Raw genomic sequence first — 26,903 nt, 5'->3', positions numbered from 1 at the left:
TCCCCCGTTTGCCGGGCACGATCATACTGAACTCATCGGAACAGTAAAGCGCAAAATAACGGCAATTTGCGCTCAATTATTAATCTTTACACAAACGTGTGATGTTACTCCATTCCCAGCTCTTTTAACTTACGCGTCAGGGTATTACGCCCCCATCCGAGCAAACGTGCTGCTTCCTGTTTATGGCCTTGTGTATGACGCAGCGCGGTGGTCAGTAACGTGCGTTCCATTTCAGGTTGTGCTTCCGACAGCAGGTTTTGATGACCGGAACGCAGCGCCCGATCCGCCCACTGCGCCAGGAGCGTGGCCCAACTGTCCGGCTGGAGATGCGACGGACTTTCCGGCGCGGTGGCTTCGAACAGTTCAGCGGGGAGATCCTGAATTAATACCTCTTGTCCGGCCGCCATCACGGTTAACCAACGACAGGTATTTTCCAGTTGGCGAACGTTGCCCGGCCATGCCAGCCGCGTCAGCGCCGCTTCGGTTTCCGGGTGCAATAACTTGGCTTCTACGCCCAGTTCGCGAGCCGCAACCTGCAGGAAGTGGCGCGCCAGACGCGGAATATCCTCCCGGCGCTCGCGCAGCGGCGGCAGGTGTACGCGGATAACGTTCAGACGATGGAATAAATCCTCACGAAACTTGCCTTCCTGCACACGCAGTTCCAGGTTCTGGTGAGTCGCGGCGATGATTCGTACGTCCACCTTCACCGGCGCATAGCCGCCAACGCGATAAAACTGCCCGTCGGCTAATACGCGCAAAAGACGGGTCTGTACATCCAGCGGCATATCGCCGATCTCATCAAGAAACAGCGTGCCGCCATCGGCCTGTTCGAAGCGTCCCTGACGGATGGTATTCGCTCCGGTAAACGCCCCTTTTTCATGACCAAACAGTTCGGATTCGATCAAATCTTTTGGAATCGCCGCCATGTTCAGCGCGATAAACGGCGCTTTGGCGCGTGGGCTGTGGCGGTGCAGGGCATGTGCGACCAGCTCTTTACCCGTCCCGGACTCCCCGTTAATCAACACGCTGATGGAGGAACGAGAGAGCCGCCCGATAATACGAAACACATCCTGCATGGCCGGCGCTTCACCGATGATGTCGGTTGTCGGGCCGTTGAGCTGAATATTGCGCGGCTGCTGCTGTTCCTGATAATGGCTGATGGCGCGTTCAACCAGCGCCACCGCTTCATCGATATCAAAGGGTTTCGGCAGATAATCAAACGCCCCTTGCTGATAGGCGCTGACGGCGGCATCCAGATCGGAATGCGCGGTCATTATGATGACCGGAAGCATTGGATGACGCTGTTTAATCTGTTTTAACAGCGCCAGCCCGTCCATTCCCGGCATCCGAATGTCGGACAACAGCACGTCCGGCGTTTTGCTCGCCAGCGCGCCCAGCACGTCGTTACCGTTTTCAAAGGTCGTACAACTCAGACCCGCCCCGGCGAGAGCACGTTCAAGCACCCAACGGATGGAACTATCGTCATCGACTACCCAGACTATCCCTCGTTGCATAAGCACCTCTATTTCCGAATCGGCAGATAAACCGAGAACTCGGTATGACCTGGCCAACTGGTAAATTCAATTTTGCCGGAATGCTGATCGATCAAATTACGGGCGATGGATAATCCCAGCCCGGTGCCGCCTTCGCGGCCGCTGACCATGGGGTAAAACAGCGTATCCTGTAAGTGGGAAGGGATCCCCGGTCCGTTATCTTCGACGTCGATACGCGCCGCCAGGCGATAGCGCTCGCCGTGCAGCGTGAGCTGGAACGCGGTACGGGTACGTAGCACGATCTCCCCACCGTCAGACCCCAGCGCCTGCAATGCATTACGGACAATATTTAACAACACCTGCTCGATCTGTTCCGGGTCGTGCGGCAGTTCCGGCAGGCTGGGATCGTAATCGCGGACCAGCGTGACGTTGGCCGGTAATTCCATAGAAACCAGCGCCACCACGCGCTCTGCCACCTTATGAATGCTTTCCGTGACATGCGTTCCCGGCATCTGCGGGCCCAACAGTCTGTCGACCAGATTACGCAGCCGATCAGCCTGTTCAATAATGACTTTGGTGTATTCCAGCAGCGCCGGATCGGGCAGGGCTTTACTTAATAGCTGTGCAGCGCCGCGTAAGCCACCGAGCGGGTTTTTAATCTCGTGCGCCAGTCCACGTACCAGATCGCGCGCGGCGACCTGCTGAGCGTGCTGTAGCTGCTCCTGGCTGAGGCGGCGCTGGTTATCCATCGGCGCCATTTCGAGCAGGATCTGGCTGTCCGGCAAACGCTGTGCGGTGAGCGACAGAATGTGCGAACGCCCATCAATTACCAACGTGACCTCATTGTCGGTAAACCCTTGACCCGCCTCTAAGCTTTCGCGCATCAGTTCGATATTCAAAGAAAAATAGCTCAGGAGTTCAGGAAGCGGCGTACCAAACAGTTTGCGGGAGCTTTGGGCGAGTAACTGCTGCGCGGCCGGGTTGGCGTAATGCACCGCCAGCTCATCGTCGACCAGTAAGATGCTGTTGATTAAAGAATTGAGGATCTGCCCAGCATCGGGCAGCGTGCCTGTTGCCATACAGCAGTCTCCTGAATAGTTTGCACCAATTTAGTGCATTATAGCTTTTTATGTAGAAAAAGCGCGAAGGATCAGATTGTTGACGGTGAAAAAAGCCCATCGTGAGATGGGCTAAAAGTTTCCACGGCAACTAAAAACTCCTGACGCTTTTCACGCCGTTGCTGCGTTGGCTACCTTCGCTCACCCCAGTCGCATAGTTATCATGATCCTGGGGATTCGCTCCGTTGCCGCCTTGCCGCAACGCGAAATTCGTCGGACGTTTAAGATACGGTTACACGCTGTAGTACAGCTCAAACTCTACCGGGTGCGGCGTCATGCGTACGCGGTCGTTTTCTTCAATGCGCAGCGCGATGTAAGCATCGATGGCTTCATCAGTGAACACGCCGCCCGCTTTCAGGAACTCGCGATCCAGGTTCAGCTCGTTCAGTGCTTCTTCCAGAGAGCCTGCAACCTGTGGGATCTCTTTCGCCTCTTCCGGCGGCAGGTCGTACAGGTTTTTGTCCATGGCTTCGCCCGGGTGGATCTTGTTCTTAATGCCGTCAAGACCGGCCATCAGCAGGGCTGCAAAGCACAGGTACGGGTTCGCAGCCGGATCCGGGAAGCGGACTTCGATACGACGTGCTTTCGGAGACGCTACCACTGGAATACGGATAGAGGCAGAACGGTTACGGGCAGAGTAAGCCAGCATAACCGGTGCTTCGTAACCCGGGACCAGACGCTTGTATGAGTTGGTGGTCGGGTTCGCCAGGGCGTTAATCGCTTTAGCGTGTTTGATCACGCCGCCGATGTAGTACAGCGCTTGTTCAGACAGGCCCGCATATTTGTCGCCAGAGAACAGGTTGGTACCGTTCTTAGACAGGGACATGTGGCAGTGCATACCGGAACCGTTATCGCCGAACATCGGTTTTGGCATAAAGGTCGCGGTTTTGCCGAAGCGGTGAGCGACGTTGTGTACCACATATTTGTAGATCTGAATTTCGTCCGCTTTTTTGGTCATGGTGTTGAAGCGGGTTGCCACTTCGTTCTGACCCGCAGTCGCCACTTCATGGTGGTGAGCTTCAACGACCAGGCCCATCTGCTCCATCACCAGACACATTTCAGAACGGATGTCCTGAGCGGAATCTACTGGTGGAACCGGGAAGTAGCCGCCTTTCACTGCCGGACGGTGACCTTTGTTACCACCTTCGTACTGGGTGGAGGAGTTCCATGCGCCTTCGATGTCATCGATAGCCACGTGAGAACCGGAGATTGACGCGCCGAAACGGATATCGTCAAACAGGAAGAATTCTGGTTCTGGCCCAAACAGAACGGTATCCGCGATACCGGTGGAGCGCAGGTACTCTTCAGCACGCTTGGCGATAGAACGCGGGTCGCGGTCATAGCCTTGCAGGGTACCAGGTTCCAGGATGTCACAACGGATGATCAGGGTAGAATCCGCGAAGAACGGGTCGATGACCGCGGTAGAAGCATCCGGCATCAGCACCATGTCGGATTCGTTGATGCCTTTCCAGCCACCAATCGAAGAGCCGTCAAACATTTTGCCTTCTTCGAAGAATTCGGCATTTACCTGATGAGCAGGAATCGTGACGTGCTGTTCTTTACCTTTGGTATCAGTGAAGCGCAAATCAACAAACTTCACTTCGTGCTCATTCAGCATCGTCAAAACGTGTTCAGCGGACATACTTAACTCTCCAGATTGGTCATAGTCGTCGTGGTAACGAGGTGTTCAATTCTTTAATCATTGGCCGTGTCGCCGTAAAAAAGATAAAGCGAAATCTGTGCCAACTTTTAAATTGCCCCTAAAAGGCGTTATCATGCGCACCATCGTGCAAAAGGGTTGCACCATGTTGTGTATGTTGCACCAGTATAGTGCTTTAATGTGAACATTAAGCACCATATTGGTGCAATGGACCGTACATAACCCTTTTAACGCTCCGTGAAAGCGATCACAAAGAAACTCTGCAATACTTGTTTGCGGAGGATGTTTGTGATCCTGTTTTGTAGTGCGATTAATCCGTGTACAATAACGCGCTATTTCTAATGCCTGAGGCAAAGTTGTGATCGAAAATTTGCGTAACATCGCCATCATCGCGCACGTTGACCATGGTAAAACTACCCTGGTTGATAAGCTGCTGCAGCAATCCGGTACGTTCGACTCTCGTGCCGAAACTCAAGAGCGTGTGATGGACTCCAACGATTTGGAGAAAGAGCGTGGGATTACCATCCTCGCGAAAAACACCGCTATCAAATGGAATGATTATCGTATCAACATCGTTGATACCCCTGGGCACGCAGACTTCGGTGGTGAAGTTGAGCGTGTCATGTCCATGGTTGACTCTGTGCTGCTGGTGGTTGACGCATTTGACGGCCCGATGCCGCAGACGCGCTTCGTGACCAAAAAAGCCTTTGCGCATGGCCTGAAGCCGATCGTGGTCATCAACAAAGTTGACCGTCCTGGCGCGCGTCCGGACTGGGTTGTCGATCAGGTATTTGACCTGTTTGTGAACCTCGACGCGACCGACGAACAGCTGGATTTCCCGATCATCTACGCTTCTGCGCTGAACGGTATTGCTGGTCTGGACCACGAAGATATGGCGGAAGACATGACCCCGCTGTATCAGGCGATTGTCGACCACGTACCTGCGCCGGACGTTGACCTTGATGGTCCGTTCCAGATGCAGATCTCTCAGCTGGACTACAACAACTACGTTGGCGTTATCGGCATCGGCCGCATCAAACGCGGTAAAGTGAAGCCGAACCAGCAGATTACTATCGTGGATAGCGAAGGCAAAACCCGCAACGGTAAAGTCGGTAAAGTGCTGACTCACCTGGGTCTGGAGCGTATCGATAGCGATCTGGCAGAAGCAGGCGACATCATCGCGATCACCGGTCTGGGCGAGCTGAACATCTCTGACACCATCTGCGATCCGCAGAATGTGGAAGCGCTGCCGGCGCTGTCTGTTGATGAACCGACCGTCACCATGTTCTTCAACGTCAACACCTCTCCGTTCTGTGGTAAAGAAGGTAAATACGTTACCTCTCGTCAGATCCTTGACCGCCTGAACAAAGAGCTGGTGCACAACGTTGCACTGCGTGTTGAAGAAACTGAAGATGCGGATGCGTTCCGTGTATCCGGTCGTGGTGAGCTGCACCTGTCTGTTCTGATCGAAAACATGCGTCGTGAAGGTTTCGAAATGGCGGTTTCCCGTCCGAAAGTTATCTTCCGCGAAATCGACGGCCGTAAACAAGAGCCGTTCGAGAACGTGACGCTGGACGTTGAAGAGCAGCACCAGGGTTCTGTCATGCAGGCACTGGGTGAGCGTAAAGGCGACCTGAAAAACATGAATCCAGATGGCAAAGGCCGCGTACGTCTCGACTACGTGATCCCAAGCCGTGGTCTGATCGGCTTCCGTTCAGAATTCATGACCATGACTTCCGGTACCGGTCTGCTGTACTCCACCTTCAGTCACTACGACGACGTACGTCCGGGTGAAGTGGGTCAGCGTCAGAACGGCGTACTGATCTCCAACGGTCAGGGTAAAGCGGTTGCGTTTGCACTGTTCAGCCTGCAGGACCGCGGTAAGCTGTTCCTGGGTCACGGTGCCGAAGTGTACGAAGGCCAGATCATCGGTATTCATAGCCGTTCCAACGACCTGACCGTAAACTGCCTGACCGGTAAGAAACTGACCAACATGCGTGCTTCCGGTACCGACGAAGCCACGGTTCTGGTTCCGCCGGTTAAGATGACCCTGGAACAAGCTCTGGAGTTCATCGATGACGACGAACTGGTAGAAGTGACTCCGCAGTCTATCCGTATTCGTAAACGTCACCTGACGGAAAACGATCGCCGCCGCGCGAACCGTGGTCCGAAAGAAGATTAATTCATCATCTTGTGACGAAAAAGCCGCTGATATCAGCGGCTTTTCTTTACCTCAATCTGTTCAGAAGAAATATTTAACCCCAACGCGAATCTGATTTTGTTCGCGGTGATAGGGTTCTACGTTACGATCCAGCCAGCGTAGTTCGAAGTAGGGCAGCCAGTTCTGGTTGATCCGATAACGGAAGGTATTCGTAATTTCCCAGTGATGATCCTTGCCATTGCTGCTATTAAAATCATTTACCCGCATAAAATAGTGGGGTTCAAAGGTATACGAGAATTTATCGGTAATAATAAAGTTCCAGTAGTTGCCGATCTCATAGGTATCGTTATTATCCCGATCGCCATTTAAATCGACCGAGCTGTAATTATTATGATTGTAGCGGTTACGTACCGTCAGATTAAACCACGGAGTAAACTTGTAATTGACGTCGAGATAGACCGCGCCGCTGGAACCAATACTCTTGTCGGTAATCAATCCGCCGGGTTGGATGGTTAATTTGTCCGTGGGTTTGAATAACGGGTACCAACCTTCAATCTCGTTATAACCGTGCTTTAACTCGTCTTCACGCTGGAGCGTGTAGGTGTTGGTGAGCATGATGCCGGCACCCATATCGAAGTTATAGCCAACACGTAACATGATCTCCTGCTGGTCGGAGGCCAGATTATAAGCTTCCCGGTTTTCGACATAAGCACCGGCAAAAACAGAGGTTGATATCACTGAAGATAACAGGATGATGGTGTTTAATGTTTTCATCATAAATCCATTTTTTAAGCGTAGGGAAGCCGCCATCCATTAGGATGGAAATAGCGGCAAGTTTTATTTATAGATTTACAGTAGCGATGTTATTATCGTTATTAGTTACGTCAGAAGTAGTGTTATTCTTTTTTCGTTGATTAATTTCCTCGATAATAAAAGCGAAGCGCGCTTCGTTGAGCTTATAAAAGAAACCCATAGTCAATGCGGCAATCATCGCCAGACCACAGGGCCAGAGAAAAATTAACTGGCGTAATCCCAGTAAGGTGGCATCACTTTGTGCGATGTTTGGGACATAGCCAATCTGGGTCAGCATAATACCGGGCAGGAACCCCGCCAGCGCAGCGGAAATCTTCCGCGAAAAAGTATATCCCGTGTAGACGGAACCTTCTGCGCGAATCCCCGTTTTCCATTCGCCGTAATCGACGGTATCCGGCACCAGTGCCCAGTTCAGGCTGTTAACGAAGGCGGTGCCGAAAAAGGCAATGCAGGAGAAGATGATAAAGGTGAAGGAACTGTCGCCCCAGAAATAATTCAGGATATCGCCAAGCGCCCATAACACCATACCGGCTAAGTACACCTGTTTTTTACCGAAGCATTTAACCGTCCAGGGGACAAGAATGACACCGATTAAAACACATCCCATGCTGAAGAATCCCATCCATGATAATAGATGCGGATCGTTCAGGACGTATTGTGTGTAATAGACCTGAATGGCTAATTTGATATTAAAGGCAGCCAGCGTACATAAGTTGGCGATACAGAGTACGAGCAGTGGCGGATTATGAAAAATGGCGAAGAACGACTTGAGGATACCCATCTTATGCTCTGATGAGACGGTTTCTCTGTAATGCTCCTTCACGCCTTTGAAGCACAGCATCATGAACCCAAATCCACAGACAGAAAAAATGAATGCGGCACAAGCATAGCCGAGGGCTGAAGAAGAAAAGAGCGATTGCAGAGGAATAAATGCCACCGTGCAAACTAATAGCCCCACGGTTGCGCCTCCCTGCCGGAAAGCAGCCAGTTGCGCCCGTTCGTTCGAGTTTTTGGTCATCGCAGGGATCATTGCACCATAAGAGCAGTTCATCAGGCTGTAGAAAAGGCCAAATAACATAAACAACCCTGTTGCGATGGCGGTTTTGATCGGCAGGCTAAATGTGGTGGTAATAAATTGTACCGTCGCAATAATCGCTGAAGGGATTGCCGCATACAGGATAAAGGGGCGGAATTTCCCCATTGGTCCAATATTTCTGCGTGAGTCAAGCAGAAATCCGGTGAGCATATCGGTGAATGCGGTAAAGAATTTTGCCACCAGAAAGATGATCCCACCGTAATAGGCGGGCATTCCCAACTCATCAGTATAAAATTTCAGCAGATATAATGTGCCGACGCTCAGCATGAGATTGGAGCCAATATCGCCCACGCCGTAGGCCAGTTTTTCTCGCAAACTCAGTTTCAGGGTTAGTGGATCTTGGTCAGACATAATCAATCCTCGTGAAGTCCCGCAAATTGCCACTCTTTCTCACACTGGAATAACGCGTTTACGGGCTTCGATTTCGCCAACGATACGGATATACATCTTTTCGTTGAGATCGTAGAAACAGCCCATCGCAATAACGGTGACGACTGCCAGCGCACAGGGATAAATAAAGATCAGTTGTCGCAGGCCCTCGACCGTTCCCGCCGATTGCACCACGTTTGGCACATAGCCTATTTGGGTCAGCATCCATCCCGGGAAGAAACCCGCCAGCGCTTGTGAGACTTTACGGAAGAAGGTGAAGCCAGTGTAGACCGTTCCTTCAGAACGTACGCCGGTACGCCATTCGCCGTATTCTACCGTATCGGAGACCAGCGCCCAGTTCAGGCTGTTTACAAACGCAGAGCCGAAGAACGCCAGGCATGAGAAGGCGACAAAACTGACCGATCCTCCGCCGAAGAAGTAGTTAAGCAGATCGCCTGCGACCCAAATCAGCAGTCCGCCGATATAGACCTTTTTCTTGCCAAAGCGGCGGACCATCCCCGGCATTAAAAAGACGCCGATGAAAATACATCCCATGCTGAAAAAGCCCATCCATGAAAGCAAAATCGGGTCGTTCAGCACGTACTGGGTGTAATAAACCTGGATCGCCAGCTTGACGTTAAATGCGCCGAGCGTACAGAGGTTGGCAATACACAGAATGAACAGTGGGCGGTTACCGGCGATGGCGCGAAATGATTGCAATAATCCGGGTTTCTGCGCCGCGTCGATGGGTTTCACTTCGACATAGCGCTCTTTTACCCCGGCATAGCACCACCACATGAAAAACAGTCCGAACAGAGAGAACAGCGTTGCGGCGAAGATATACCCTAGCTGCGAATTGCCTTCGATCAGGTTCATGACCGGCACAAAACCGACGGTACATAGCAATAGGCCAAGCGTCGCACCACCCTGCCGCCAGGCGGCGAGCGAGGCGCGTTCGTCCGGGTTTTTAGTGATGGCGGGCACCATTGCGCCATAGGAGCAGTTCATCATGCTGAAGAACAGCCCGTAGAGCATGAACAGGACAGTCGCCATTACCGTTTTTCCGGTAATTTCAAACGGTGTACCGACAAAGTTAGCGATAGCCAGCAGGGTCACCGGAAACGCAGCATACATAACGAAAGGGCGGAATTTACCTTTTGGACCGATTTTACGCCGTGAATCGAGCATAATACCGGTTCCCATATCGGTAAACGCGGTAAAAAACTTGGCAATAAGGAAAATAATGCCACCATATGTGCCCGGTAAACCGAGAACATCGGTATAAAACTTCAGTAAATAGAGCGTACCGATATCCAGAAGAATATTGGAACCTAAATCACCTATCCCGTAGGCGAGTTTTTCCTTAAAAGGCAAGCGTAGGGTTGCCGGATTGGTTATGTTTTGACTCATGATTATCCCTCATTTGCCCGTGAGTTTCCCCACGGGCGAGCCTTATTAGATGTGGCGTAAAGATGCAAACAGCGACGCCCACTCACTTTTCGCGCGATAAAAGACCGGCGGTTTACCCAGCGGCGCATCCACGGTGATCTCGCCACCCCGATGGGTTTCACCAGTCCAGAGGTTCACCCAGTTATCCTCCGGCAGATACAGCGTCCAGTCGTTGCGACCCTGCTCATGTACCGGAGCGACCAGCAGATCCTGTCCCAGCAGGTATTGGTATTTCAGGGTGTAGGTGTGTGCATCGTCTTCGTAATGCAGGAATAGCGGACGCATGACTGGCAAGCCGGTTGCGGTGTTTTGTGCGACGGCTTGCTTGAGATACGGCTTCAGAGAGGTAAAGACAGTCGTCATTCTGGCGAAATGGGCAATGGTTTCGCCATCGCCGTCAAACTGCCAGTTATCACCGGGACGGTTACCTTCATGGGTACGCATCATCGGCGTGAAGGCGCTGAAATCACACCAGCGCAGCAGCAGCTCTTTGCTGCGTTTCATGTCAAACAGCGTGGTGTAACCACCGATGTCGCTGTGGTGCAGGCCGTGACCGGTCATGGCCAGCGAGAGCGCGGCGGGGACAACGGAAGCAAGGCCATCATCCAGACTCCAGTCCACGTTCTGATCGCCAGCCCACATCATGGTGGAATACTTCTGACTGCCGGTATAACCCGCACGCATGAAGAACAGGATTTCGCCAAGCTTGCCGGTTTCCTGAAGCGCCTCGTAGTTACATTTTGCCCACAGTGCAGGCCAGGCGTTATGCATGATCTCAGCACTGACGCCGTTATGCAGAACCGTGTCGGTCGGCAGGTATTCGCCAAAGTCCGCCATCCAACCGCCGCAGCCGAGTTCGATCATGTTTTTCTTGATGACGCCTTTGAACCAGTCATAAGCCGCCGGGTTGGTCAAATCAATCACGCCACCGTAAAACTCACCAAATTCAACAAGGTAATTATTACCTGACATATCTTTTGCCAGATAGCCGTGTTTTGCCGCTTCGGCGCACAGGTCTTTATCGCTGGCGACATACGGGTTGATATATGAAAGGAATTTCACGCCTTCGGCATTCCACTGTTTGATACGGCTGTCCAGTTGTGGATAGTTGTCGCTGTTCCACTTCCAGTTCCACATCACGCGCTTACCGAATGAAGTCATGCGAATCCCGGACCAGTCCTGCGCCCAGATGCCGTTTACCTTCACGCCAGCACGGCGCATCGTATCCAGTTTTTTCTGGCAAACGTCGGTGCCGCCCTGAATGCCCAGTGTGACGCCATCATAAATCCAGTCTGGCAACTCGGGTTGACGACCTAACAGCGCGGTCAGTTTTTCCAGCAGCGCGATATAGGTGTCGGCGCATTCAATACGCAGGGTGGTTTTATCCTCCCACAATGCCAGTTCGTGATAATCCGGCGCGCTAAAGTCAAAATTCATGTAGCAGCTATTATCAACGTGGCAGTAATACTTCTGCGTACTGACAAACGTAGGTTGCGGGAAGAAGGTCCAGTAGTAGTCCCCGCCGGCGTTCTCTTTGCAGTCGGCTTGCCAGGTGACGTAGCTGGTTTTGTTACGGCCCACCCCCTGTTCGCTGGTCCACAGCGGGAACGGTTTCCCGCGCAGGTCGAAGTAAGAGAACTGTTCACCGCAGCCATAAACATGGTCGTCCGGGTTAGCAGCCAGTCTTAGCCAGATGCGGTTATGGTTGCGATCGTCGTTGTGCAGATCCAACTGCAGACGACCCGCTTCATCGACAGAGATATGCAGCGTCGCATTGACGGCATCACCACGGCTAAAGCGTACTTGCCAGCCATCGGTTGATTCGCTGACCGTGGCATCGGTCAGGGCAATTTTCTCGTTAAGCTTATCTTTAATGCTGAAGTTACCGCGAAACATATCGATATCGGCGACGCCAGCACCTACCCACAGACAGGGGGATTCTGTCGTATGGCGTAAGATCACGCGCTGCTGATAACGTAATGCAAAACCATCAATAATTTTTTCGACCTGAACAAACGATAAATGTCGGGTTTGCGTACTCATATAAAACTCTCCATGAAATAGGGAACGCGAGCACAGTAATGGATTATGGTTTGCTATTTTTCATTCGCTTTAAACCGTTACGCGCGACCATTAGGTAGCGCGTAAAAAAGATAATTCGTTATTATTGACCGGTATCCGCTTTACGGATCTCCGCTATTTTTTTACCCAGCAATAGCTGTAATACTGCCAGCAAGACAAAAGGTGGCAGGAGCGCAGTGAACGCGGAAATACCCATTGCCCCTTTTATTAACATGGCCCCAGAGGCAATCAACAATAAAAAAACCAGAACACGGAAGACTTTTACGGAAATACGTTTATGCACATACTGTCCAACCAGTGAACCGAGGATCATGGTAGGAATACAGAAAATGACCAGTTTAAAGGTTGAGATCGTCAATATCCCGCTGGTCGCCAGACCGCCAACCACGGCAATATTATTCGCCGTAAAGAACGCATTCAATGTACCGCGAAAAGCCGCCGGGCCTAAATTACGCAACATGCCGTACATCACTACCGGTGGGCCGTTCGTCGAGAAGGCAGCACCCAATGCACCCGCGACAGCACCCAACGGCGCAGCAATCCAGCGGCGGTCGTAAACGGGCAGGCGAGGAATAAACATGCTGTAGAACGAGTAGAGGATCAGAAATCCACCCAATCCAATTTTCATGATGTGATCGGGCAGGTAAGACAGCGCATACAGGCCTACCGGGATCCCCAGGAATGAGAAGCCGATCAGCACCGCCGCCGAACGCCAGTCTGTCTCTTTGCGTGACAGCCAGGTGGCATAAATGGCCGTCGCCGTACCGACAATAACGGAAAGTGGGGTCGCCATTTTAACGGGCAGCATCAGAGTGATGAGCGGCATGGTGGTTAATCCGCCACCAAAACCTGCACATATCCCCACAAAGGTATAAAGAAACATTAATGCGATGACGGTATAGACAACCTGGTTATCTAACATCACGCCATCGGGAGTAAATAAAGTAAAGAAATCCATTGTCATTCCTTCATTATCAAATAAAGCTTCAAAATGTGACTCCGGATATTTTTAAGTCCGAAGAGATGAGCTTTTTGCATTAAATAAGTTATTACACTGCTGTTTTTTTGCCTCGAATATTAAAAAATAACTGATGTTGTTCTTGGGGCTTGAGTAATATTAAATCTGTCCCAGAGTTAAACGCATTGGGTGGACAACTCATGGGTTCGACAGCTAATCCCTGACGATCTAATTTTTCTCCACTGTAAACCTGTAACCACGGCTGATCGGAAAATAAACTGACGGACAGTGCCTGCTGTTGATGAATCATCTGCATTTCCCACGGGCTACCGTGTGTCCTGAAGGTATGATCAATTTTTTGATCGCCTACAGTACGCAAGGTGGAATAGTCCAAATCCATTTCTTCAACGGGATATAACGTCGTGGGGTTGGCCTTTGCATCGACAGCAAAAACCTGCTTTGCCGGAAGTTGCAGCATACAGTCATCAACAGGCGCTAAATTGCAGGTTAAATAGGGGTGGATCCCGACGCCGTAGGGTGCGGGTTGTTTACCACTATTTTTACTGATGATGGCAACAGAAAGCCCCATCTCCGCGTCCAGTGAGTAGATAACCTGAGACATCAACGAGAAGGGGTAACCATAACTGGGCGGTAAAAAAAGCGTCAAAGAGACCCTTGTCGCCGTCAACGCCTCAATCTGCCAGTCGCGCCAGGCAAGCAGACCATGAATGGCCGCCTGAGAACTGTGCTCATTGATCGGTAACTGATAGTCCCGCCCCTTATACTGGTAGCAGCCGTTGGAAATGCGATTAGGCCAAGGGATCAATACCTTGCCCAGATGAGCCAGTGGCATTTCTTCTGGATTGTGCGGTATGACCAGATGCTTGCCCTGCCAGGTCAGTTCGGCAAGACCTGCACCGACAGAAACAATCTGCGCCCGATAATCGCCCGCAACGAGTAAAATCGAATTCCCACTACTTTGCATACACGTCACCTGTCTATGAGAGCCCCTTCGTGAACAACGGCACAGGCAACGTTCGCATGTTGCTATGCCGTGTTTCTCAGACTGATTTATTTCGCATTAATGTCCAACAGGCCCGCCGCAACGGCAGGTGCCAGACCAGGTGCTAGCGGGATGCGCGGGATGACCAGACAATGCAACAGGTGATAAATATCCTGCTTGCCGTCCCATACCCGGGTTGTGACCTTGTTGTCAGCATCCAGCTCCTGCCACCATGAACCATTTTCGTAATCCATCAGGTACTTAATGCAGTATTCCCACCATGTCTGATACCAGGTTTCGTACTGACGATCGCCCGTTACCGTATACAGTGCATAGGCGGTGCCCATCGCTTCCACAATGGGCCAGCGCACACGTTCACGAACAATGGGCTTACCATCCCAGCCAACGGTGTACACGATACCGTCAGCGCCATCGGGTGCCCAGGCATCACGAATGGTGGCGTGGAAAAGACCTTTTGCGTCTTCCAGTAACCAGGCGGGCGGCTGCTCGCATCTTGCTTCTAACGCGGCGTGGATATGCAGCATCAGACGCCCCCACTCAATCCAGTGGCCAGGCGTGCCGCCATAGGCGCGGAAACGATGAGCGGGGTTGTCTTTGTTGTAATCGCGGACCGGGTTCCAGTTCACGTCGAAGTGCTCATTGACACGGTATTCCCCTTTGCGGGCGACATCGTGAATGATGACCGAGGCGATGCGGATCGCACGATCCAGCCATTTTTTGTCATGGGTGACGTCGTAAACAATCAGGAAGGCTTCAACGGCGTGCATATTGGCATTGCCGCCGCGATAGTCTTCGGTTTTGCTAAACGCTTCATCCCAGGATTCCAGACACATTTGCTCTTCTTCACTCCAGAAGTATTTCTCAATGACTTCAATGGTGTAATCGAGCAGTTTCCTGGCCTCAGGGTGTCCGGTGGTGACCGCGCTGGCAGCGCCCAGCAGCGCAAAAAAGTGTTGGTATCCCTGTTTGGAGGCATCCACCACGCCTTCGTCATTCACACAGGCGTACCAGCCGCCGTATTTTTTATCCCGTAGCGCGCCGTTCATAGCCTTGATGCCGTGATCAACCAGGCTGTAAGCGCCTGGTCTGCCCATCGCAGCGGCGACGGAATAGACGTGCAGCATACGGGCGGTGATCCACAGGTGCGTGCCCATCTCTTCTTTGATCTGTCCTTTGTTACCCAGCCAGCCGAATCCGGTCGGTACTGCCGCATTCTTACCAAAATTGAAGATGCGGTCGGTTTCTTGTTCCAGCCAGCGGTTGTGGCTCATTGTGTTAAACCATTTCATTCTTTGATCCTCGTATTAACGGCGGCGGGCCATCATTTCATCGACAATTTCACCTAAGCGTTGCAATTTAGGTGCAGAAACATCACGCAGCATCATCTCGCTGTCCGGCAGGCCAACCACCGATGACCAGACCGCACGACCGGCCAGGAAACCGGAAGCGCCAGCACTCATCGCGACGCTGACCGCGCGTGGAAACAGCTTTTCGTCAACGCCGGAAGAGAGAATGACCCACGGCATATTGATGTGTTCGTTCAGATGTTGAGACGCGCTGAGCAGGGCTTGTTGTGTGCCTTTACCATGCAGCGGCATTTCGACCTTGTAGAGATCGGCGCCGCTGTCGCCCAGCTCTTTAGCGGCATCGATAATTGCCTGTTCGCGATCGAATTTATCTCCGCGACGCGGCGGACGGACCACCGGTTCGATGATGCTCAACAGACCATGGCTATGGCACAACGCATTGAACTCTTTCACCATTTCAAGACGTTGCTGCGCGTCTTCATCACTACGCCAGAGCACCAGCAGCTTTAAGGCTTTCGCGCCATCCTGCTTTACGGCTTGCGGATTGATGCTTTTATCAATCACCACGCTGTCGACGGGAATGCCATTACCTGGGATGAAGGCGTCGGCGGCGACAATCATGGCGCAGCTTTTGGCAACTGCGTTTTGCTCTACCGCCTGGCGGTAGCAAAACTGTTGGTCAAGCAGGATCGCGGAGGCATACGGCGAGAGAATCTTTGCAGCATTGACTTTAAAATCCGTGAGATGCTGATCGGTGACCGGCATTGGCGTGCCTGCGGCGGCAAACATCAGGCGCATCGCTTCACGCTGGTCAACGGCCAGCATGGCGAAACCGCCGGAAGGTCGTGTGATATCTTTCAGGGTGTACGTGGTCATTCTTCAGTCCTTTTTACCTGTCAATGGTGGTTTTTCAGTCCGGCAGAAGTGCGAACCTGTTCAAGAATGGCGGTCCAGTCTTCCCGCCCACGGCCAGCGGCTCGCGCCTGGTTATAAACTTCCCTGGACGCTGCGCCGAGCGGCATAGGAACGTGCAGCTGGTTGGCGACATCCAGCGCGATGCCAAGATCTTTGTGGGCCAGGTCGATCATGAAGGCCGGGGAAAGATCGCCTTTCAGCACTTTATTCGGCCACGAGGTGGTGAAGTGACCTTTACCTGCGGGTGTACCGCTCATGACCTGTAACGCCACATCGAAGGAGAGGCCCAGTGCTTCACACAGCACGGCGGCTTCGGCTGACAGGGCATTCAGCGCGATGCTCATATAGTTGTTAATCAATTTCACGCGGATCCCCATCCCGGGGCCTCCGGCGTTAATCAGTTCATTGCCCATTGCCATCAGTACCGGTGTGGCGCGCTCGACCTGGTCCGGTGTGCCGCCCGCCAGCAACAGCAATGTACCGGCAACGGCGTGGTCGGAGGTTCTCCCGACCGGTACATCCATCATGGAGAAACCTTTAGCGCGCAGGTCGGCGATCAGCTTGTCAGTCTGTAAGGGATGGATGGTTGACATATCGATCACCAGAGCTTGTGGGGAGAGGCTTTCACAAACACCGCCTTCACCCAATAACACGCTGTGTACCAGATCGCCGTTGGGCAGCATCGTGATGACAAACTCAGCGCCTTCTGCGGCCTGTGCTGGAGAGCGGGCTGGTTGTGCCCCTTTTTCGACCAGACGCTGTACGGCATCGGCGTTAACGTCAAAAACGCTGAGTTGGTGACCCTGCTTTAGTAAATTGCTCGCCATTGGGGCGCCCATCTGTCCTAATCCGATAAATGCGATTACTGCCATATCGTTCTCCTGAGACGGTGGTGTCATTTTTTGTCACTTATGACCGGTTGTTTATGTCTGTTTTTGATCGTATTTGTAATTTATGGTCAAAAAATTGACAGCCGTCACTTTTTAAACATTTTGTGGAATTAAAATAATCTCATCCCGAAATGCTTAAGGAACGACCATGATTCGTATTGCTTGTGTAGGTATTACTGTGCTGGATCGCATCTATTATGTAGAAACGCTACCAACGGAGGGCGGTAAGTATGTGGCGAATCGTTATACCGAAGTGGGCGGCGGGCCTGCTGCGACAGCCGCAGTGGCTGCGGCAAGGTTGGGCGCTCAGGTGGACTTTATTGGCCGCGTGGGTGATGACGACACCGGAAAACACCTGCTGGCGGAGCTGGAATCCCTGGGGGTAAATACCCGATACACCCGGCGCTATGCCGGAGCGAAGTCTTCGCAGTCCGCCATTATGGTCGACGCTCATGGGGAGCGGATTATCGTTAATTTCCCCAGCCCCGATCTGCTGATGGAGGCTGACTGGCTTAACGACATCGACTTTTCTCAGTGGGATGTGGTACTGGCGGACGTTCGCTGGCATGAAGGGGCAAAGCAGGCCTTTACGCTGGCGCGTCAGGCGGGCGTGAAGACGCTACTGGATGGCGATGTGACGCCGCAGGACATTAGTGAGCTGGTGGCTTTAAGCGATCATGCCGCGTTTTCGGCCCCGGGTCTGGCGCGCCTGACGGGCATCAATGAGACCGCCAAGGCGTTGAAACAATCACAAACGCTCACAAATGGACATGTCTACGTCACGCAAGGTAGCGAAGGGTGTTACTGGATAGAAAATGGCATGCTGCAACACCAGGCCGGTTTTGCGGTGGATGTGGTGGATACAACCGGGGCAGGCGATGTTTTCCACGGTGCACTGGCATTCAGCCTCGCGTCAGGAAGCGAACTGAAAGACGCGGTCAGATTCGCCAGTGGGGTGGCGGCGCTGAAGTGTACCCGACCCGGCGGGCGTGCAGGAATTCCTGACTGTGATCAAACCCGATCTTTTCTGTCACTTTTTGTATAAAATGCAGGGCAATGGTTTTTCGAGGAATTTTCATGAGTTTTACCGAACTGACCGGTAACCCACGGCATGATCAGTTGCTATCGCTCGTTGGTGAGCGTGGGTATATGAACATTGATGAACTGGCGGGTTTACTGGATGTCTCTACGCAGACGGTGCGCCGTGATATTCGTAAATTAAGCGAACAGGGGCTGATTACCCGTCATCACGGCGGTGCAGGCCGCGCATCCAGCGTGGTTAACACCGCTTTTGAGCAACGTGAAGTCTCGTGGACGCAAGAGAAGAAAGCCATCGCGGAAGCGGTGGCGGACTATATTCCAGATGGTTCAACGGTGTTCATTACCATTGGCACCACCGTGGAACAGGTGGCGCGAGCGTTATTGAACCACAATCATCTGCGCATCATCACCAATAGCCTTCGGGTTGCGCATATTCTCTATAACAATCCCCGCTTCGAAGTGATGGTCCCCGGTGGAACACTGCGGCCACATAACAGCGGTATTATTGGCCCTTCTGCGACCGCGTTCGTCGGCGATTTCCGTGCGGACTATCTCGTCACCAGCGTCGGGGCGATTGAAAGCGATGGCGCGATGTTAGAATTTGACGTCAATGAGGCCAGCGTGGTGAAGACGATGATGGCCCACGCAAGGCATATTCTGCTTGCTGCCGACCATACGAAATACCACGCTTCAGCGGCGGTTGAGATAGGCAATATCTCTTCCGTCACTGCACTGTTTACGGATGAGCTTCCCGGTCCGGCCCTCCATACGCTTCTCCAGTCTCATCAGGTTGAAATCGTCCAGGTTAGTCCGGACCAGGATGATGTCGTTTCTGCGTAACTTTCCGCGCCATCGAAGACCGTCCCTGAAGGCGGTCTTGCTCACATTTTTTACTGTTCGAGATTCATCCTGGTCTGTATTGTAAAATTCCTAATATTCTTTCGTTATTTTTCACGACCTGCAAAAATTTCTTTGTTTTATCGGTGTTCACTTCTCTGGAAAACCATTCTTTAATTAATTTCGATTCATCCTATAAGAATTCTATCAATATATTAATTGTGTTCTTAATTTTGTCTTTTTAGCGCTGCAGGCTATTAGTTGACAGGCGATATAATTAAATGTATTCAGTCTATAAAGGTGCTAATTCCCTCCATCTTATGTGATTCCGTTTATTTAGCTAATGGATGGCGGGGGGCTTATATTAATTTTTTCTTCAACTACATATTACGGCGTTCTGATTCCTCAATGGTCAGCAGAGCAGTAGGAACCTTTAAGGAAGAGGTGAGTAAATGAAAATTACAAATAAGAGTATGGATGAAAGTTCCATATTAAAAAAAACGGCATTAAGCATTGCCGTAGCGCTTGTTACTGCTGGCGGCTTTGTTCCAACAGCCAGTGTAGCGCAAACGCTTGACTTTGATAACGTTCTTTATTTCTATGGAGGCGCGACCCCACTCAGTGATTATGACAGCATAACGGTCACGACTACTGCCCAGGGAAAGATACCTTTACAAGGTTTCGGTGTTTATTTGCAAACCAGTGGCATGAGCGCGCTAGATCTCAAAGACCTGACGGTTAAAACATCTGGTTCGGCGGCTGATGCGATCAGAGGTAACAGCGAGGCCGTTTTCTTAAAAGCCCGAAACTTAACGATTGAAACCACGGGTTCCTCGGCGGACGGTATTAACGCTGCATCTGATTTTAATAACAACTATGATTCATTAGTATATGTCACAGGATCGTCCAATATTGCTGTAAAGGATGGGGTAGCGGTCCGGGCCAACAACTTCCAGAATGCCAGTGCCAATAGTATTATTGTGTTAGCCGGTAGTAATGTGATTAAGGTTACAGGTACTGGGACGGCGACAAATACCAGCGATAGTAGAGGTTATGCAGTTTATGCCGGTAACCGGGATGTCGATCTGAACAACATTAGTGCGCTAGATTATCTTTTATATCAACGAAACAATAACACCTTAGGTAACGCTTACGTCTTTGTCGGTGATGATTCTGAGATCTCGACCGCCACGAAAGCAGGCCACGCCGTCTACGCCAACAAAGGCGGTATTGTCCAGCTAGGTGATGGTGCTGATATTTCGACGACGGGTGAAAACGCGTTTGCGATTTATGCAGCAACTGAGCAGCAGGGGACTTACACCGATAACGTGCGTCCCGGCCATGTCTATCTGGCTGGCGGTGCTAAACTCCGAGCCGCTAATAGCACGGATGTGATTCAGGCCAACGGGGTAGATTCTATTATCTCCAGCCAGGCGCTGGCCGTTCCGGCGATCGCCGATACTCACCAGAGAACCGACAGACTCAATATTGACAGAACGGCTCTGACGGATACCGAAGGCGTCTTTGATATTGAAGGCAATATTAACGCTATCAACGGCGGCAAAATTGCGCTGAATATGGCAGATACCTCCAGCTTTGTGGGTTCTTCCAGTGTCGACGATGTGTCAACCGTGAATCTGAACATCAAAGGGGATGACAGCCAGTGGATGATGACCAAATCCTCTGTGTTAACAAACCTGACCCTGGATCAGGCGACGCTGCGCTACAGTCCTGACGGCGTGTCTCGCGATGATGCGGGAACGTTCAAGACGTTGACTGTGATAGGAAACTACATCGGGACCAACGCGTTGTTAGTGCTGAACACCGTACTGGAAGGTGACGGTTCATTAACTGACATGCTGAAAGTGAATGGCGATACCTCCGGTAATACCAAAGTGGGCATCAACAACATTGGTGGTGTCGGTGAACTGACTGTCGATGGGATCAAAATTGTCGAGGTTGCCGGCAACTCTGACGGTACCTTTACAAAATCAGGGCGTATCGTCGCCGGTGCGTATGACTATGATGTGGTGAAAAAAGCCAGTGACTGGTATCTGACCAGCGAACTGTCACCGGTGGATCCGCCGCCGCCCGTTGATCCAGAACCGGAGCCAGATCCCGATCCCGCACAGCCAGACCCGGTTGATCCTCCAGGACCGCCAGCGCCAACCCCACCGCCTGTGGAGCACCAGTATCGCCCTGAATTTGGGAGCTATCTGGCGAACAACTATGCGGCTAATACCATGTTTATCACCCGTCTGCACGACCGTCTGGGTGAGACTCAGTACACCGACATGCTGACTGGCGAAGAAAAAGTCACCACCATGTGGATGCGTAACGTAGGTGGCCATAATCGCTTCACTGACGGCAGCGGACAGCTGAAAACCACCGCTAACCGTTATGTTCTGCAGTTAGGCGGCGATTTGGCGCAATGGAGCAGTGACGGCCTCGATCGCTGGCATCTGGGTGCCATGGCGGGTTATGCCAACCAGAAAAGTAAAACCCGTAACAGCTACACTGGCTATGCGTCTCGTGGTCAGGTAGATGGTTACAGCGTGGGTCTGTATGCCACCTGGTATGCCAATGAAGCGGATAAGACCGGGACCTATCTGGATAGCTGGGTGCTGTATAACTGGTTTGATAACACCGTTAGCGGCGATCATCTGGCCAGCGAAAACTACAAATCCGACGGTATCACGGCGTCTGTTGAAGGCGGTTACAGCTTCCTGGTCGGGGAAAGTGAGAATAAAACCTACTGGATCCAACCGAAAGCACAGGTTATCTGGATGGACGTGCAGGCTGATTCACACCGCGAACACAACGGAACTCAGGTGAAAGACAAGACGGATGGTAACCTGATGACACGCCTTGGTGTCCGTGCTTACCTGAAAGGTCACGCGGAGAAAGATGCCGATAAAGGCCGCGATTTCCAACCGTTTATTGAAGCAAACTGGATCCACAATACCAATAATCAGACCGTACAGATGGGCTCCATCAAGGATGAAATCAGCGGGACACGTAACATTGGTGAACTGAAAGTGGGCGTCGAAGGGCAAATCAATCCTCGCCTGCAGGTGTGGGGTAACGTTGCGCAGCAGGTAGGCGACAACAGCTACAGCGATACCACCGCGATGTTCGGGGTGAAATACAGCTTCTGAGAAACCGATAAATATCACACCAGAACAAGGCGATGCCCTCAGGGCATCGCCTTTTTTTCCTTCATCTTTCCCTGACGGGCGCATAGTCAAAACGCCCCTTTCCCGCTACAGTTATTCATCCACGGCAAGTAAGGAGAGGGACATGCTCTATATCTTTGATTTGGGTAATGTGATTGTCGATATCGACTTCAACCGCGTATTAGGTACCTGGAGCGATCTGAGCCGTGTGCCGCTGGCATCGCTAAAGCAGAGCTTTACGATGGGTGAGGCCTTCCATCAGCACGAACGGGGAGAAATCACTGACGAAGCGTTTGCCGAGGCCCTTTGCCATGAGATGGATCTGTCGCTGAGCTACGAACAGTTTTCCCACGGCTGGCAGGCCGTTTTTGTCGCGCTGCGGCCTGAGGTTATCGATATCATGCAGAAACTGCGTGAGCAGGGGCATCGCGTGGTCGTCCTGTCGAACACCAACCGGCTGCATACGACGTTCTGGCCAGATGAATATCCAGAGATTCGCCAGGCGGCGGACCATATTTATTTGTCGCAGGATCTGGGGATGCGCAAGCCGGAGACGCGGATTTATCAGCATGTGTTACAGCAAGAGGGTTTTTCAGCGAGCGATACGGTCTTTTTTGACGACAACGTCGATAATATAGAAGGGGCCAACCAGTTGGGGATAACCAGCATTCTGGTGACCGATAAAACCGTCATCCCTGACTATTTCGCGAAGTTGTTATGCTAAAAACCGTGCATCAAAAAGCCAGGCATCATACCCGACCGATCTGGGCCTGGCTGAAGCTCCTCTGGAAGCGCATTGATGAGGACAATATGACGACCCTGGCAGGGAATCTTGCCTACGTCTCGTTGCTCTCATTAGTGCCGCTGATCGCCGTTGTATTTGCGCTTTTCGCCGCTTTTCCGATGTTTTCCGATGTCAGCGTCCAGTTGCGACACTTTATTTTTGCCAACTTTATCCCGGCAACGGGCGATGTGATCCAACGTTATATTGAACAGTTTGTCGCCAACTCTAATAAAATGACGGCGGTGGGAGCCTGCGGGTTAATCGTCACCGCGCTGTTGTTGATGTATGCCATTGATAGCGCTCTGAATACTATCTGGCGCAGTACGCGCACGCGGCCAAAAGTGTACTCCTTTGCCGTGTACTGGATGATTTTGACGCTGGGACCATTGCTGGCAGGGGCCAGCCTGGCGATCAGTTCCTATCTTCTCTCATTACGCTGGGCCAGCGATCTCAATACGGTGATTGATGATGTGCTGCGCCTCTTTCCGCTGATCCTCTCCTGGCTCTCATTCTGGCTCCTCTACAGCGTGGTGCCGACCACGCGCGTACCGAATCGAGATGCGATTGTCGGCGCCTTTGTCGCCGCGGTACTGTTCGAGGCCGGAAAGAAAGGTTTCGCGCTTTATATCACCATGTTCCCGTCATATCAGCTTATTTACGGCGTGCTGGCGGTGGTACCCATTTTGTTTGTCTGGGTGTACTGGACGTGGTGTATCGTCTTGCTTGGCGCGGAAATAACTGTCACTCTCGGGGAATACCGCAAACTCAAACAAGCCGCAGAACAAGAAGAAGCAGACCAACCATGATTGCATTAATTCAGCGCGTAACCCGTGCCAGCGTCACCGTGGTGGACGAAGTGACGGGTGAAATTGGCTCAGGACTTTTAGTGTTGTTGGGTGTCGAAAAGGATGACGACGAGCAGAAAGCGAATCGCCTGTGTGAACGCGTGCTCGGCTACCGTATTTTTAGCGATGCCGAAGGCAAGATGAACCTGAACGTGCAACAGGCGGGCGGGAGCGTGCTGGTGGTTTCACAATTTACGCTGGCGGCGGATACCGAGCGCGGCATGCGCCCGGGGTTCTCTAAAGGGGCGACGCCGGAGCGGGCGGAGGCCCTGTACGACTATTTCGTCGAACGCTGCCGTCAGCAGGAAATGAACACGCAGACCGGTCGCTTCGCTGCGGATATGCAGGTTGCGCTGGTGAATGATGGCCCCGTGACGTTCTGGTTACAGGTATGAATCAGCTTCCGGCGTGGCCGCGGGTAACAAGAGAGAGTACAGCTATGTATCACCTTCGAGTACCGCAAACAGAAGAAGAATTAGAGCGTTACTATCAGTTTCGCTGGGAAATGCTGCGCAAGCCGCTGCATCAACCGAAGGGTTCCGAGCGTGATGCCTGGGACGCGATGGCGCACCACCAGATGGTGGTGGATGAAGAGGGCAATCTGGTTGCCGTCGGGCGGTTGTACATCAATGCCGATAATGAGGCTTCCATCCGTTTCATGGCTGTCGATCCCACCGTGCAGGAGAAGGGGTTGGGAACGCTGATGGCGATGACGCTGGAGTCCGTCGCGCGTCAGGAAGGGGTCAAACGAGTGACCTGTAGCGCGCGGGAAGACGCAGTCGAATTCTTCGCCAAGCTGGGGTTTGTCAATCAGGGCGAAATCACCACGCCGCAAACTACGCCAGTCCGCCACTTTTTGATGATCAAACCGGTTGCCTCGCTCGATGACATTTTGCATCGCGGCGACTGGTGCGGACAACTGCAGCAGGCGTGGTATGAGCACATCCCGCTGAGCGAGAAGATGGGTGTCCGTATTCAGCAGTACACCGGGCAAAAATTTATTACCACCATGCCGGAAACCGGAAATCAAAATCCGCATCACACGCTGTTTGCCGGGAGCCTGTTTTCGCTGGCTACGCTGACCGGCTGGGGGCTTATCTGGCTGATGCTGCGTGAGCGCCATCTGGGTGGCACGATTATTCTTGCTGACGCCCATATCCGCTATAGTAAGCCTATCAGCGGCAGACCCGCCGCAGTTGCCGATCTCGGCTCATTGAGCGGCGATCTCGACCGTCTGGCGCGCGGGAAAAAGGCGCGGGTTCAACTGCAGGTAGAACTGCTGGGCGATGACACACCGGGCGCTATTTTTGAAGGTATTTACATCGTCCTGCCCGCCCGACCATTTGGCCCCTATGAAGAAGGTGGAAACGAGGAAGAGTAGGGGTCAAGTGAAGTAGCGCATTGGGTCCATCTGATGATGCAAAATGCGGATTATCAGAACACCGTAATCCGTATTTTGATAAAAGATGGCATGCTGACGGTGATTCACCTGGCGTGTACCTTCTTTGATGTTGGACGTGTCGTGTCCCATTACGGGGTTTTTGGCTAATAACGTAAACAGTAAATCCAGTTCTCCGGTGTATTTATCGGCCTGCAGGGAGCCAAACTTTTTCCACGTATATTCGTAAATAGATTCGAAATCGTCGACAGCCCGATGAGTGAGTTTATACATTCAAATGGCGCTTTTTCCTTGCTGCGATATCCTGCAATGTGAGGTCGCTTTCACCACTACGAATCCCCTCCTCCAGCGTATCACGCAGCGCGTTGTTACGGAGTTCTTGCTCTTCAAGCAAGCGTAACGCTGAACGAATGACTTCGCTGGTGGAACCGTAGCGCCCACTTTCAATCATGTCATTGATAAAACGATCCAGGTGTTCTCCGATCGTAATGCTGGTCGTTCTGGGCATGTGTTTATCCTCTTGTGTTATTAATTCACACAAGATAGCACTATCAACGGAAAACCGGGATATTTTACCGTGCAACACGCCAGGCAATATCCTGCATTGCGCTGCGTGCTGCATGACTGACGCCGGCTAGCTGGAAAAACCCATGAATCACGCCGAGGTAGCGCTGGCAGGTGCAGTCGACGCGTTGTGCCGTCAGTCGGTGATACAAAAGTTCGCCTTCGTCGCGCAGCGGATCAAATTCAGCGGTGATGATGTGCGTGGGCGGTAAGTCGTTGAGATCATCTCGCCAGAGTGGGCTGGCTTCGGGATGCTGGCGGTCGGTATGGGGCATATACCTCTCATACCCGGTAAGCAAGGTGTCGCGGGTAATGATGTAGTCCAGACCGTTGCGGGTATAGCTCTCACACTTTGCGGTCGCGTCGAGCATCGGGTAGATCAGCACCAGTTGTGCGGGTAGCCATTGCTTTGCTGCCTTCAGGCGCAATGCCGTTACCAGCGCCAGGTGTCCGCCCGCACTGTCCCCGGCAAGCGTGATGTGCTGACGTTCAACGCCAAGCTGCTCCGCATATTGCCAGATCAGGTTGGCCCCTTTTTCGGCATCGTCATGCGCCGCAGGAAACGTGTGTTCTGGCGCGAGGCGGTACTGTACGGCAATCACCCGGCAACCGCTGGTATGCGCCAGTTGCCGCAACTGATTATCGTGGGTGGCAAATCCGCCGCTCACGAAACAGCCGCCGTGGTAGTAAATAACGCAGGGCAGAGCGCCCGAAACGTGGCGCGGCGATACGACGCGCAGCGTCATCCCCTCCAGCTCAACATCGCTGACTTCTACGCGCGTTTCGGTCTCTCCGGCCAGCACGGTACTGGCGATATAGCCCGCTCTCCGGTCATCAATATGTTGCTGTCGAGCAGAAGGGCGACCCGCCGCAATAAATTCCTCGACCAGTTGTGCGATACCGTTTTCAAGCGCCATTTTCT

Annotated in this window: 23 protein-coding genes; 8 read left to right on the top strand and 15 right to left on the bottom strand. The window is 52.3% G+C overall.

From position 1 onward, the window contains the following. Window positions 1-104 precede the first annotated feature (104 nt). From glnG to glnA, 3 genes are all read right to left on the bottom strand, one after another. The gene (gene glnG / locus WM46_RS18845; RefSeq protein WP_042325420.1) at window positions 105-1,514 is read right to left on the bottom strand and encodes a nitrogen regulation protein NR(I); all 1,410 of its coding nucleotides are present in this window, start codon (window positions 1,512-1,514) and stop codon (window positions 105-107) included. An 8-nt stretch (window positions 1,515-1,522) separates the two neighbouring features. After that, complete coding sequence (gene glnL, locus WM46_RS18840; protein WP_102603028.1) at window positions 1,523-2,572, bottom strand: nitrogen regulation protein NR(II); 1,050 nt, start codon at window positions 2,570-2,572, stop codon at window positions 1,523-1,525. 271 nt (window positions 2,573-2,843) lie between these two features. Further along, the gene (glnA, locus tag WM46_RS18835) at window positions 2,844-4,253 is read right to left on the bottom strand and encodes a glutamate--ammonia ligase (protein ID WP_042325425.1); all 1,410 of its coding nucleotides are present in this window, start codon (window positions 4,251-4,253) and stop codon (window positions 2,844-2,846) included. 376 nt (window positions 4,254-4,629) lie between these two features. Between glnA and typA the strand changes: the two genes are divergently transcribed. After that, window positions 4,630-6,453, top strand: a complete 1,824-nt coding sequence (gene typA, locus WM46_RS18825; protein WP_042325427.1) for a ribosome-dependent GTPase TypA — start codon at window positions 4,630-4,632, stop codon at window positions 6,451-6,453. Window positions 6,454-6,513: 60 nt separating this feature from the next. Here typA and ompL read toward each other — a convergent pair whose 3' ends face one another. The 9 genes from ompL to yihU form a co-directional block, all read right to left on the bottom strand. Continuing rightward, window positions 6,514-7,206, bottom strand: a complete 693-nt coding sequence (ompL, locus tag WM46_RS18820) for a porin OmpL (RefSeq protein ID WP_061075727.1) — start codon at window positions 7,204-7,206, stop codon at window positions 6,514-6,516. Window positions 7,207-7,273: 67 nt separating this feature from the next. Further along, window positions 7,274-8,692 (bottom strand): MFS transporter, encoded by a 1,419-nt coding sequence (locus WM46_RS18815; RefSeq protein WP_102603027.1) that lies wholly within the window; start codon window positions 8,690-8,692, stop codon window positions 7,274-7,276. A 39-nt stretch (window positions 8,693-8,731) separates the two neighbouring features. Beyond that, on the bottom strand, window positions 8,732-10,120 hold the full coding sequence (locus tag WM46_RS18810) for an MFS transporter (RefSeq protein WP_102603026.1): 1,389 nt from the start codon (window positions 10,118-10,120) through the stop codon (window positions 8,732-8,734). A gap of 45 nt (window positions 10,121-10,165) precedes the next feature. Then, entirely contained in the window at window positions 10,166-12,202 is a 2,037-nt protein-coding gene (locus WM46_RS18805; protein WP_102603025.1) for an alpha-glucosidase, read from the bottom strand. A 121-nt stretch (window positions 12,203-12,323) separates the two neighbouring features. After that, window positions 12,324-13,199, bottom strand: coding sequence for a sulfite exporter TauE/SafE family protein (locus WM46_RS18800; protein ID WP_061075723.1), 876 nt, complete (start codon window positions 13,197-13,199; stop codon window positions 12,324-12,326). A 91-nt stretch (window positions 13,200-13,290) separates the two neighbouring features. Further along, window positions 13,291-14,184, bottom strand: coding sequence for an aldose-1-epimerase (locus WM46_RS18795; RefSeq protein ID WP_102603024.1), 894 nt, complete (start codon window positions 14,182-14,184; stop codon window positions 13,291-13,293). 86 nt (window positions 14,185-14,270) lie between these two features. Then, window positions 14,271-15,512: a sulfoquinovose isomerase gene (gene yihS / locus WM46_RS18790; RefSeq protein ID WP_061075721.1), complete on the bottom strand. Its 1,242-nt coding sequence runs from the start codon at window positions 15,510-15,512 to the stop codon at window positions 14,271-14,273. A gap of 15 nt (window positions 15,513-15,527) precedes the next feature. Next, window positions 15,528-16,406: a sulfofructosephosphate aldolase gene (gene yihT / locus WM46_RS18785; protein ID WP_061075720.1), complete on the bottom strand. Its 879-nt coding sequence runs from the start codon at window positions 16,404-16,406 to the stop codon at window positions 15,528-15,530. A 20-nt stretch (window positions 16,407-16,426) separates the two neighbouring features. Then, the gene (yihU, locus tag WM46_RS18780) at window positions 16,427-17,317 is read right to left on the bottom strand and encodes a sulfolactaldehyde 3-reductase (RefSeq protein WP_102603023.1); all 891 of its coding nucleotides are present in this window, start codon (window positions 17,315-17,317) and stop codon (window positions 16,427-16,429) included. A 166-nt stretch (window positions 17,318-17,483) separates the two neighbouring features. On the opposite strand from yihU, the gene WM46_RS18775 reads away from it, so the two are divergent. The 7 genes from WM46_RS18775 to fabY all read left to right on the top strand — a co-directional run bounded on the left by WM46_RS18775 (window position 17,484) and on the right by fabY (window position 25,399). After that, on the top strand, window positions 17,484-18,380 hold the full coding sequence (locus WM46_RS18775; protein WP_102603022.1) for a sugar kinase: 897 nt from the start codon (window positions 17,484-17,486) through the stop codon (window positions 18,378-18,380). 32 nt (window positions 18,381-18,412) lie between these two features. After that, window positions 18,413-19,216 carry a DeoR/GlpR family DNA-binding transcription regulator gene (locus tag WM46_RS18770; protein ID WP_061075717.1) on the top strand — a complete coding sequence of 268 codons (804 nt, stop codon included), beginning with the start codon at window positions 18,413-18,415 and terminating at the stop codon, window positions 19,214-19,216. Between the two features lie 449 nt (window positions 19,217-19,665). Beyond that, entirely contained in the window at window positions 19,666-22,371 is a 2,706-nt protein-coding gene (locus WM46_RS18765; protein ID WP_102603021.1) for an autotransporter outer membrane beta-barrel domain-containing protein, read from the top strand. 142 nt (window positions 22,372-22,513) lie between these two features. Further along, window positions 22,514-23,113, top strand: a complete 600-nt coding sequence (gene yihX / locus WM46_RS18760; RefSeq protein WP_061075715.1) for a glucose-1-phosphatase — start codon at window positions 22,514-22,516, stop codon at window positions 23,111-23,113. Then, on the top strand, window positions 23,107-23,979 hold the full coding sequence (locus tag WM46_RS18755) for a virulence factor BrkB family protein (protein WP_044257165.1): 873 nt from the start codon (window positions 23,107-23,109) through the stop codon (window positions 23,977-23,979). Before yihX ends, WM46_RS18755 begins: the two co-directional genes overlap by 7 nt. Beyond that, window positions 23,976-24,413, top strand: coding sequence for a D-aminoacyl-tRNA deacylase (dtd, locus tag WM46_RS18750; RefSeq protein ID WP_102603020.1), 438 nt, complete (start codon window positions 23,976-23,978; stop codon window positions 24,411-24,413). Before WM46_RS18755 ends, dtd begins: the two co-directional genes overlap by 4 nt. Window positions 24,414-24,457: 44 nt before the next feature. Beyond that, complete coding sequence (fabY, locus tag WM46_RS18745; RefSeq protein WP_042325456.1) at window positions 24,458-25,399, top strand: fatty acid biosynthesis protein FabY; 942 nt, start codon at window positions 24,458-24,460, stop codon at window positions 25,397-25,399. Between the two features lie 3 nt (window positions 25,400-25,402). Here the strand turns inward: fabY and WM46_RS18740 are convergent, their stop codons facing one another. The 3 genes from WM46_RS18740 to WM46_RS18730 all read right to left on the bottom strand — a co-directional run bounded on the left by WM46_RS18740 (window position 25,403) and on the right by WM46_RS18730 (window position 26,898). Next, on the bottom strand, window positions 25,403-25,690 hold the full coding sequence (locus WM46_RS18740) for a type II toxin-antitoxin system RelE/ParE family toxin (RefSeq protein WP_102603019.1): 288 nt from the start codon (window positions 25,688-25,690) through the stop codon (window positions 25,403-25,405). Continuing rightward, window positions 25,683-25,925 carry a type II toxin-antitoxin system ParD family antitoxin gene (locus WM46_RS18735; protein ID WP_102603018.1) on the bottom strand — a complete coding sequence of 81 codons (243 nt, stop codon included), beginning with the start codon at window positions 25,923-25,925 and terminating at the stop codon, window positions 25,683-25,685. The genes WM46_RS18740 and WM46_RS18735 overlap by 8 nt, the downstream gene beginning before the upstream one ends. 64 nt (window positions 25,926-25,989) lie before the next feature. Continuing rightward, window positions 25,990-26,898, bottom strand: coding sequence for an alpha/beta hydrolase (locus WM46_RS18730; RefSeq protein WP_102603017.1), 909 nt, complete (start codon window positions 26,896-26,898; stop codon window positions 25,990-25,992). Between the last annotated feature and the right edge of the window lie 5 nt (window positions 26,899-26,903).

The sequence above is a fragment of the Citrobacter freundii complex sp. CFNIH2 genome (assembly GCF_002880615.1).
GTDB lineage: Bacteria > Pseudomonadota > Gammaproteobacteria > Enterobacterales > Enterobacteriaceae > Citrobacter_A > Citrobacter_A amalonaticus_F.
This window is presented reverse-complemented; position numbering and strand designations above follow the sequence as displayed.